Annotated in this window: 11 protein-coding genes; 9 read left to right on the top strand and 2 right to left on the bottom strand. The window is 64.4% G+C overall.

The window, feature by feature from the left end; all coding sequences use genetic code 11:
• Positions 1-309 precede the first annotated feature (309 nt).
• The 5 genes from AAHM40_RS19405 to AAHM40_RS19385 all read left to right on the top strand — a co-directional run bounded on the left by AAHM40_RS19405 (position 310) and on the right by AAHM40_RS19385 (position 3,859).
• Complete coding sequence (locus AAHM40_RS19405) at positions 310-891, top strand: YceI family protein (RefSeq protein WP_342246086.1); 582 nt, start codon at positions 310-312, stop codon at positions 889-891.
• Positions 888-2,045 (top strand): phospholipase D-like domain-containing protein, encoded by a 1,158-nt coding sequence (locus AAHM40_RS19400; protein ID WP_342246090.1) that lies wholly within the window; start codon positions 888-890, stop codon positions 2,043-2,045. Before AAHM40_RS19405 ends, AAHM40_RS19400 begins: the two co-directional genes overlap by 4 nt.
• Positions 2,046-2,135: 90 nt before the next feature.
• The gene (locus AAHM40_RS19395; RefSeq protein WP_342246085.1) at positions 2,136-2,747 is read left to right on the top strand and encodes a DUF2846 domain-containing protein; all 612 of its coding nucleotides are present in this window, start codon (positions 2,136-2,138) and stop codon (positions 2,745-2,747) included.
• A 110-nt stretch (positions 2,748-2,857) separates the two neighbouring features.
• Positions 2,858-3,439: a DJ-1/PfpI family protein gene (locus tag AAHM40_RS19390; protein ID WP_342246084.1), complete on the top strand. Its 582-nt coding sequence runs from the start codon at positions 2,858-2,860 to the stop codon at positions 3,437-3,439.
• A 117-nt stretch (positions 3,440-3,556) separates the two neighbouring features.
• Entirely contained in the window at positions 3,557-3,859 is a 303-nt protein-coding gene (locus AAHM40_RS19385; protein WP_028628683.1) for a ribbon-helix-helix domain-containing protein, read from the top strand.
• Between the two features lie 4 nt (positions 3,860-3,863).
• On the opposite strand, the gene AAHM40_RS19380 is transcribed toward AAHM40_RS19385, so the two are convergent.
• Positions 3,864-4,262, bottom strand: coding sequence for a nuclear transport factor 2 family protein (locus AAHM40_RS19380; RefSeq protein ID WP_342246083.1), 399 nt, complete (start codon positions 4,260-4,262; stop codon positions 3,864-3,866).
• A 113-nt stretch (positions 4,263-4,375) separates the two neighbouring features.
• On the opposite strand from AAHM40_RS19380, the gene AAHM40_RS19375 reads away from it, so the two are divergent.
• A complete protein-coding gene (locus AAHM40_RS19375; RefSeq protein WP_342246082.1) occupies positions 4,376-4,966 on the top strand; it encodes a GNAT family N-acetyltransferase in 591 nt (196 codons plus the stop codon).
• The gene (locus AAHM40_RS19370; RefSeq protein WP_342246081.1) at positions 4,963-5,841 is read left to right on the top strand and encodes a carbon-nitrogen hydrolase family protein; all 879 of its coding nucleotides are present in this window, start codon (positions 4,963-4,965) and stop codon (positions 5,839-5,841) included. The genes AAHM40_RS19375 and AAHM40_RS19370 overlap by 4 nt, the downstream gene beginning before the upstream one ends.
• A gap of 130 nt (positions 5,842-5,971) precedes the next feature.
• On the opposite strand, the gene AAHM40_RS19365 is transcribed toward AAHM40_RS19370, so the two are convergent.
• Positions 5,972-7,495 (bottom strand): fumarate hydratase, encoded by a 1,524-nt coding sequence (locus AAHM40_RS19365; RefSeq protein ID WP_342246080.1) that lies wholly within the window; start codon positions 7,493-7,495, stop codon positions 5,972-5,974.
• 216 nt (positions 7,496-7,711) lie between these two features.
• Between AAHM40_RS19365 and AAHM40_RS19360 the strand changes: the two genes are divergently transcribed.
• Together AAHM40_RS19360 and AAHM40_RS19355 are read left to right on the top strand one after the other, a co-directional pair.
• Positions 7,712-8,839, top strand: a complete 1,128-nt coding sequence (locus tag AAHM40_RS19360; protein WP_342246079.1) for a GGDEF domain-containing protein — start codon at positions 7,712-7,714, stop codon at positions 8,837-8,839.
• Positions 8,832-9,773: an iron-sulfur-binding ferredoxin reductase gene (locus AAHM40_RS19355; RefSeq protein WP_342246078.1), complete on the top strand. Its 942-nt coding sequence runs from the start codon at positions 8,832-8,834 to the stop codon at positions 9,771-9,773. The genes AAHM40_RS19360 and AAHM40_RS19355 overlap by 8 nt, the downstream gene beginning before the upstream one ends.
• Positions 9,774-9,778: the final 5 nt, after the last annotated feature.

The raw sequence follows: 9,778 nt of genomic DNA, 5'->3' as shown, positions 1-9,778 counted from the left end.
TCCTACAAGGCTCTTGGCTGGATGGGAAATTTCTCGCAACAGCTAACGCAGACATAGCGAATTCATTCGCCAAGGGCCGCGCAGCGGTCCCGAGAAGGTTTGCCAGAGCGCAGACCTTCGGCCTGCCTGGCGAATGAATTCGCCCCTACAGGTGTCATGCCGAGCCCCAAGATTCGTTTCCTCTGGTAGCTTTGCATCCATTGTCCGTCCGTCGGGTTTGCTCCACGCGGAACCCGGCGGCGATTCGTGTGACCAATGGAGTCCGGCTTGAGTCTCTGGGCCGTCAGCGACATGCCAAAGGAAGCCCGCATGCACAAATCACTACGCCCCCTCGTTGCCCTGCTCGTCGCCCTGGCGCTGCCCGCCCACGCGAGCTGGTACCTGGACAACGAGTCATCGCGGATATCCTTCATCTCCACCAAGGCCGGCAGCATCTCCGAGGTGCACCGATTCCTCACCCTGCACGGCAAGATCGGCCAGGACGGTAAGGCCCGCCTGCGCATCGAACTCGAATCGGTCAGTACCGGAGTACCGCTGCGCGATCAGCGCCTTCGCGATCAGTTCTTCGAAATCGCCAAATTCCCCGAGGCCGAAGTCAGCGCCCAGTTGGACCTGCGTCCGATCACCGACCTGGCTCCCGGTGCGCAACTGGAACTGGGCCTGCCGCTCACCGTGAACATTCGCGACAAACAGCAGCAATACCGCGCGGAGCTCCTGGCCACGCGCCTGGACGATCACCGCTTCCAGGTAGTGACCCTGGCGCCGTTGGTGCTGCAGGTGGAGGACTTCGGCCTGACCACCGCGCTGGATGAGCTGCGCAAGCTCGCCGGCCTGCCGGGGATCAGCCTGTCGGTGCCCGTGGGTGCCGTGCTGATCTTCACGGAGCGCTGATGGGGCAGATCTTCCCCTGGAAGTCCGGCAACCGCTTCGAGCTGTTGATCGACGGCCCACAGTTCTTTCCGACCATGCTCACTGCCATCGCCCGCGCGGAGTACCAGGTCGCGCTGGAGCTCTACCTGGTGGAAGACGGCCAATGCAGCGAGGCACTGGTCGACGCCCTGTGCGTCGCGGCCGTGCGGGGTGTGCGGGTGCGTTGCTTGTTCGACGGCTTTGGCTGTCTGCGTCTGGGTGCGGCGCTGCGTGAGCGGCTGATCGACGCAGGGGTGCTGCTGCAGTTCTACAACCCTATCCGCTGGCGGCGAGGCTTCAGCAACCTGTACCGCGACCACCGGAAGATTCTGGTGGTGGACGACCGCCTGGCGTTTGTCGGCGGCACCGGCTCCACGGATGAGTTCTGGAGCCCAGCCCAGGAGGCCAGCCGTTGGCACGAAGTGATGGTCGCCATCGAGGGGCCGCTGGTGGCGCACTGGCAACTGATCTTCGACTATCAGTGGCTGGCCAACCTCGACCGCCGCCCCTGGAAGTCGGTCGACGCGCCGCGCCTGAAGCATCTGCCACCCTATCCGGCGGTAGGCGCGGGACTCGGACGCCTGGCCTACGCCGACGCCAGCCAGCATCGCGATATCGTCCAGTCGCTGGTGCGCAGCATTCGCACGGCGCGCAAGCGCGTGTGGCTGGCGACGCCTTACTTCCTGCCGAACTGGAAGGTTCGTCGCGCGCTGATCAAGGCCGCGCGACGGGGTGTCGAAGTGCGTCTGCTGCTGACCAGCCGGCACACCGATCACCCACCGGTGCGCTTCGCGGGCCAGCGGTACTACCCGCGCCTGCTGCGTGCCGGGGTGCGGATATTCGAGTACCAGCAGCGTTTCCTGCACCTGAAGATGGTGCTGGCGGATGACTGGGTCAGCGTTGGCTCCTGCAACTTCGACCACTGGAACCTGCGCTTCAACCTGGAAGCCAACCTCGAAGCGATTGACCCGAGTTTTACCGAGGCGGTGGCTACCTGCATGCGCCAGGATTTCTCCGATAGCCGCGAAATTACCCTGGATGACTGGCATGCGCGCCCGCTGACCAAGCGTTTGCGCCAGCGTCTCTGGGGATGGCTGGATCGACTGGTGGTGAACCTGCTCGACCGCCGCCGCTAGGAGTGCGGAGCCGGGGCCGCACTTTCGTCGGGTGTGCGTGGGGCGACGCCGGGCTAGGCTTGCTCCATTACAACAAGAGGGAGTGGCTGCATGGGCCGCCTATACCTGCCGATCCTGCTGCTTTGTACCGTGCTGGGCGGCTGTTCCACGCCGGGTGCCTTCTTCGGCGCCACTGAAGGGCCGCGGTTCCAGGCCGCTGCGCCTGGTGTCGGTGAGCACGCGCTGGTCTACCTCTACCGGCCGCAGAGCGAATGGGCGGACCAGGAGCTGGAGGCTCCAGGCATTTTCCTCAATAACCAGCTGATCGGCAGTCTGCCAAGCAACGGCTACCTGGTACTGGAGTTCGACGCCGCCAGCTACAAGCTGGAGATGCGCCGACCGCTCTTTGGCAGCTACTGGACCTTGTTCGCAGACGGCCCGCTGGATTTCACCCTCATCACCTCCTTTGCCCTGGACGCCACGGCCGGGCGTACCTACTACCTGCGCTACGACGAGCTGGATCCGCCACCGAAGAACAGCGAACAGCCCAACGCCGGCAATGGCCCCCTGCAACTGGTAGAGGCGTCCCTGGGCAGCCAGGAAATCACCACGACCCGCCAGGTGCAGCCGAGCGAACGCATTGCCGCCAGCGGTGATCGGGTCCGACCGCAGGAGGGATTCTGGCGCGGTGTTGGCCGGGCGCTGGACAAGATCGGCATCTGAGTTGTGCCTTCCGTCCCTGTAGTAGGGGCCTATTACCCGCAGGCGAAAGGCGGGGGGGATAATTGGCTACCCTTTGAAGCCTCAGGGCTTCCAATCCAGGAGGATGCGAAATGGCCGCGAAGAAGATTCTGATGCTGGTTGGCGACTACGCCGAAGACTACGAAACCATGGTGCCGTTCCAGGCCCTGCTGATGGTTGGCCACAGCGTGCATGCCGTGTGCCCGGACAAGATTGCCGGGCAGACCGTGCGGACTGCCATCCATGACTTCGAAGGCGACCAGACCTACAGCGAGAAGCCTGGCCACAACTTCGCCCTCAATTTCGACTTCGCCAAGGTCAAGGCAGAAGACTACGACGCGCTGCTGATTCCCGGTGGTCGCGCGCCGGAATACTTGCGCCTGAACGCCTCGGTGCTGGAGTTGGTGAAGGCCTTCGACAAGGCTGGCAAGCCCATCGCTGCCGTTTGCCATGGTGCGCAACTGCTGGCAGCCGCCGGCGTGCTGGAAGGCCGCGAGTGCAGCGCCTACCCGGCGTGCGGCCCGGAAGTGCGGCTGGCCGGTGGTCAGTATGTGGATATCCCGGTGGACGCCGCCCATACCCAAGGCAACCTGGTGACCGCCCCGGCCTGGCCGGCCCATCCCGCTTGGCTGGCGGGGTTCCTCAAGTTGCTCGGGACGAAGATCGAGCTATAAGGCGCGTAGGGTGGAAACCGCTTTTCGTTTCCACCATTGAGGTCATGCCGAACTCCGAAGGTGGATCGGTGAAGCGTGATCCACCGGTGCGCCAAACCACTGACCTGGAGGCCCTCCATGTGCGAGCTGTACGTCAAGGCTGATCCTATCCTCTACGAATCCCGCTCGCGCTCGCTGCGTATCCGTGGCGTGGTGACCACCCTGCGCCTGGAGAACCAGTTCTGGGACATCCTGCGGGAGATCGCCGAGGTGGACGGCATGACCACCAACCAGCTCATCACAAAGCTCTATGACGAGGTAATGGAGTACCGCGGCGAGGTGGTCAACTTTGCTTCCTTCCTGCGGGTGAGCTGCACCCGCTACCTGGCCCAGCGCCGCGCCACGGTGGTCGAGCTGCCGAAGGCGCGGGTGCAGGGCTGAGACCTCAAACGACCTGTTCGACCCAGTCATTCAGGTTGTAGTAGTTGGTGACGCGGGCGATCTTGCCGCAGTGGATATGGAAGAAGGCCCCGGCTGGCAGCACGTAAGTCTGTCCCTTGGCCGGTGGCAGGCCCTCGTCGTCGGCCAGGTACTGGCCATGCACCACGAACTCGGCGGCGGCGCGGCTGCCGTCGGCGCTCTGCATGATCACGATATCGGATAGCCGTTCCTTGTAGCAGCGGTTCATCTTGTCCATGAAGGCGGTGAAAGCGGCCTTGCCCTGCTGGCGTTCGCCCTGGTTGATGTCATGCACCACATCCTCGCTGAGCAGGGCGAGGAACGTCGGCATATCTCCGGTATTGAAGGCGTTGTAATAGGCTTGCACCAATTCGGTAGCGGTCATGGTTGGGTTCCTGTCGCAATGGGGTCATTCGGTCCGTGCCCGGCATGATAGGTTCTTGACCCAGGCCCGGCTTAGCCAGGGGCGTCATCCACATCGCCAGAACGACCGCTCCCATGCACATCCGTATTCTCCAGGGCGCCGCCATCGCGCCCCATATCGAAGATCTCGCACGCCTTCGCCTGACGGTGTTCCGCGAGTTCCCCTATCTCTACGACGGCACACTGGGCTATGAAGCGCGCTACCTGGCCACCTATGCCGAGTCGCCGGAAAGCCTGTTCGTCCTGGCCCTGGATGGCGACCGGGTCGTGGGTGCTTCGACGGGCCTGCCGATGTCGGATGAAACCGACGAGTTCCAGCGGCCCTTCCGCGAGCAGGGCTGGGACCCGGAGCGCATTTTCTATTTCGGCGAGTCGGTGCTGCTTCCGGAGTACCGCGGTGCTGGCCTGGGCGTGCTCTTCTTCGCCGAGCGTGAAAGTTATGCACGGCGTCTGGGGCGGTTCGAGCATTGCGCCTTCTGCGCGGTGGAGCGCCCGCTCGATCATCCACGCCGCCCGATCGGCTACCAGCCGCTGAATGAATTCTGGGCGCGGCGTGGCTATCGCCATCACCCGGAACTACGCACCGCGTATCACTGGCGCGACCTGGACGAGGAAGCCGAGTCGGCCAAGCCCATGTCTTTCTGGCTCAAGGAACTCAATCCATGATCAGGATCGCCGCCTGCCAGTACGCCATCGAGCTCCATGAAAGCTGGAGTGCGTACGCCACTCACCTGGAGGGCCTCTGCGCAGAGGCTGCCAAGGCCGGCGCAAAGTTGCTGGTGCTGCCTGAGTATGCAGGCCTGGTGCTGGCCGGTCAGTTGTCGCCGGCTGAGCGGGGTGACCTGCAGGCCTCTATCGCGGGTGTCCAGCCGTTGTTGCAGGACTGGCGCTCACTGTGCGCCGGCATCGCGGCCAAGCTTGGTGTCTACCTGCAACCCGGCAGCCTGCCGGTGCGCGATGCCGATGGGTTGTACCGCAACCGCGCATGGCTGTTTGGTCCAGGGGGTGAACTGGGCTTCCAGGACAAACTGATCATGACCCGCTTCGAACGCGAGCAGTGGGGCATTGCAGCGGGGCAGGGGCTCAAGGTGTTCGACACGGCGCTGGGGCGCTTGGGCATTCTGATCTGCTACGACAACGAGTTCCCGATGCTGGCCCGCACCCTGGCCGAAGGCGGCGTCGACCTGATTCTCGCCCCCAGTTGCACCGACACCAAGGCCGGCTACCACCGTGTACGCATCGGCGCCCAGGCTCGCGCCCTGGAAAACCAGATCGCCGTGCTGCAGGCGCCTACCGTTGGCCTGGCGCCCTGGTCGCCGGCCCTGGACGAAAACATCGGCCGCGCCGGCCTTTATGTACCGCCGGACTACGGCATGCCGAGCAATGGTGTGATCGCCGAAAGCCCCGAGCTTTGCCCCGCGACCAGCCAGTGGCTGCTCTGCGACCTGGATCTGGATGAAGTGCGCCGGGTGCGCCAGGAAGGGCAGGTGTTCACGCGCCGGGATTGGCCTGAGCAGTTCGAGAGAGCCCGGCTCCTGTAGGTCGGTGCGGGCGGCGCTCCGCTTGAGCGGAGCGAAACCCAACAGGTTCTGGTGGGCTCAAGTCCGCCCTACGGACTCCCGGAAACGAAAACGCCCGGCGATGCCGGGCGCTTTCTTGAACGGGTAACGCTTACTTCACTTCCACCGCCAGGTTCTCGGCGATTTTCTGTTGCCAGATGGCCGGGCCGGTGATGTGTACCGACTCACCCTTGGTGTCGACGGCGACGGTGACCGGCATGTCTTTCACATCGAACTCATAGATCGCTTCCATGCCGAGTTCGGCAAAGGCCAGGACCTTGGACTTCTTGATCGCCTGGGCCACCAGGTAGGCGGCACCGCCGACGGCCATCAGGTACACGGCCTTGTTGTCCTTGATCGCTTCGATGGCGATGGGGCCGCGCTCGGACTTGCCGATCATGCCCAGCAGGCCCGTGCTCTCGAGGATCTGGCGGGTGAACTTGTCCATGCGGGTCGCGGTGGTCGGGCCAGCCGGGCCAACCACTTCGTCGCCTACCGGGTCGACCGGGCCGACGTAGTAGATGAAGCGGCCTTTCAGGTCCACCGGCAGCTCTTCACCCTTGTTCAGCATGTCGACGATGCGTTTGTGCGCAGCGTCGCGGCCGGTGAGCATCTTGCCGTTGAGCAGCAGGGTCTCGCCCGGCTTCCAGCTCTGCACGTCTTCCGGGGTGATCTTGTCCAGGTCAACGCGGCGCGCCGACGGGCCGGCTTCCCAGACGATTTCCGGGTAAGCGTCCAGCGGCGGGGCTTCCAGTTCGGCCGGGCCGGAGCCGTCGAGCACGAAGTGGGCGTGACGGGTGGCGGCGCAGTTGGGGATCATGCACACCGGCAGGGAGGCAGCGTGAGTCGGGTAGTCCATGATCTTCACGTCGAGCACGGTGGTCAGGCCGCCCAGACCCTGGGCACCAATGCCCAGCTGGTTGACCTTCTCGAACAGCTCGAGGCGCATTTCTTCGATCTTGTTCTGCGGGCCGCGGGCTTTCAGCTCATGGATGTCGATGGACTCCATCAGCACTTCCTTGGCCATTACCGCGGCTTTCTCGGCGGTACCGCCGATGCCGATGCCGAGCATGCCCGGCGGGCACCAGCCGGCGCCCATGGTCGGGACGGTCTTCAGGACCCAGTCGACGATGGAGTCGGACGGGTTGAGCATGGCCATCTTCGACTTGTTCTCGGAACCACCGCCCTTGGCCGCAACGTCCACTTCCACGGTATTACCCGGGACGATGGAGTAGTGGATGACTGCCGGGGTGTTGTCCTTGGTGTTCTTACGGGCGCCGGCCGGGTCAGCCAGGATGGAGGCGCGCAGGACGTTCTCGGGCAGGTTGTAGGCGCGACGCACGCCCTCGTTGATCATGTCATCCACGCTCATGGTGGCGCCGTCCCAGCGCACGTCCATGCCGACGCGGACGAACACGGTGACGATACCGGTGTCCTGGCAGATCGGGCGATGGCCGGTGGCGCACATGCGGGAGTTGATCAGGATCTGCGCCATGGAGTCGCGCGCGGCGGGCGACTCTTCACGCAGATAGGCCTCGTGCATGGCCTGGATGAAATCCACGGGGTGGTAGTAGGAAATGAACTGCAGGGCGTCGGCGACACTCTGGATCAGATCATCTTGCTTGATCACGGTCATGGGTGCGCTCCTCTTGGAAGGGAACATCAGGGAAGCGCCGGACCACGACCCGGCGCGCTTGCAGGCTAAAAAGGCGCGGCAGTATAGCGCGTGGCGTCTGCCGGGCACAGTCGCCGGCAGTCGACCTTGGTCGGTTGTCGGACACTTCCTACGCACTAGGCATTTTGTGATCACAGGCGTACATTGAAGGCATGGTGCCATTACGGGAAGGAGCCCATGAGCCCATCCAGCCAGCGGATCAGCCATAGAGCCCTGCAGAGTCTGCTACTGAAGCGCTTTGGCATGGCTGTGGCCACCTACTCGATGGTCCTGCTGTTGTGCTGGGTCGCAATGATCGGTGGTCTGTTCCGGGTGTCGGCGAGCACTGCCCTGATTGGTTCCGGCCTGGCCGCCCTTTCCCAGTTCGTGCTGTTATGGCTGTTCATCTGCGGGCACAACCTCCGGTTTACCGACCCAAGCCTGACCGAGCCCCAGGTACTGCTCGCACTGGGCTGGGCGACCTGGCTGATGTCCATGGTCGATGACGCGCGAGGCACGCTGCTGGCGGTCTACGTCCTGATCATGCTGTTCGGGGTGTTCCAGCTCAAACCCAGGGTATTCACTCGCTGCGCGGCGATTGGGTTTTTCGCTTTCGCCGGCCTCAACCTGTTCGAAGCCTACTGGATGCAGCTGCCGGACCCGTCACTGGCGCTGCTGCAGGTCTGCGTACTCTTCGTGCTGATGGTCTGGCTGAGTCTGTTCGCCAGCTATGTCCAGGCGCTGCGTCAGCGGATGCGCCAGCGCCGCTTCGCCCTCCAGGCGCACCAGGACACCCTGCGCGGCATGATGCGCCAGCTGGAGGACCTGGTGGCCACCGACGAGCTGACCGGGCTGTTCAATCGTCGTCATTTCCTGCGTCTGGCAGGCCGCGAGCTGGACAACCTCGCGCCGAACCGCCAGCACGGCCTGGCGTTGATCGACCTCGACCATTTCAAGCGGATCAACGATGTCCACGGCCACGCCGCCGGCGACCGGGTGCTGCAGACCTTCGCCGCGGTGGCGCGGGCCTGCCTGCGCGACGGCGATGTGCTGGCGCGTTACGGCGGCGAGGAGTTCGTCCTGCTGCTGCCCAATTGCGATGCGGATCGCCTCACCGCCTGTTGCGAGCGACTGCGCCAGGCCTTCGAGCAGTCCGAGCCGGTGGGGGTGCAGCTGGATCGGCTGAGCCTGTCGGCCGGCATGACGCTGCTGACGGCAGGGGACGATCTGGATGATGCGCTGCAGCGCGCGGATCAGGCACTCTATCGGGCGAAGCGCGGCGGACGTAACCGTTGCGATGCCGCCTGGGAGGGCCAGGGTGCCTGAACTTGAAGTCGCCGGAAAACGCTGGACCGTTGCACCTGCCAGCAATCTGTTGGACGCGCTGAACGCTGGGGGCTGCAAGGTGCCCTATAGCTGCCGGGCCGGCAGCTGTCACGCGTGCCTGGTCCGTTGCCTGTCCGGCGAGCCGGCGGACGCCAAACCGGAAGCGCTGGACCGTTCTCAGCGCGCCGAGGGCTGGCGGCTCTCCTGTCAGTGCCTGGTGGTGCAGGATCTGGTGGTGGAGGTCTTCGATCCAGCCCGTGATGGTCTTGAGGCCGACGTCGTCGGCCTTGATTGGCCGACGCCTGATGTCCTGCGCCTGCGACTCGCGCCAAGGCGACCGTTGCGCTACAACGCCGGCCAGCACCTCTTGTTGTGGAACGACGAGGGGGTCGCCCGGCCTTATTCCCTGGCCAGCTTGCCAGGTACCGAGGAAGGCCTGGAGTTTCACCTGGACTGCGGCAAGCCCGGCCTGTTCAGTGACCGGGCTCGACGATTGGTGCTGGGTGACAAACTGCGTCTTGGCGAACTTCACGGCGGAGCGCTGCATTACGACCCGGCCTGGGATGTCCGGCCGCTGCTGTTCCTGGCCTCGGGTACCGGACTGGCTCCACTCTGGGGCCTGCTGAGGGAGGCGCTGAGGCAGCATCACCAAGGGCCGATCCGCCTCATTCACCTCGCTCATGATGCCGACGGCCACTATCTGGCGGAGCCCCTGGCGGCGCTGGCTGCGACACATCCGGGCGTGGATGTCCGGCTGATCACGCCGGCCGAGCTGCCAGAGGTTTTGGCGCAATTCCGCCTTGTTTCGCGCCAGACCATCGCCTTACTCTGCGGCCATCCTGCCAGCGTCGAGGATTTCGCGCGCCGGCTATACCTGGCCGGCCTGCCCCGTAACCAATTGCTGGCCGATACCTTCCTGACCCGCGAAGCTTGAAGCGG

This window comes from Pseudomonas sp. OTU5201, assembly GCF_038440135.1.
Classification (GTDB): domain Bacteria; phylum Pseudomonadota; class Gammaproteobacteria; order Pseudomonadales; family Pseudomonadaceae; genus Metapseudomonas; species Metapseudomonas resinovorans.
The sequence above is the reverse complement of the archived record's forward strand: the minus strand, read 5'-3'. Positions and strand labels throughout refer to the sequence as shown.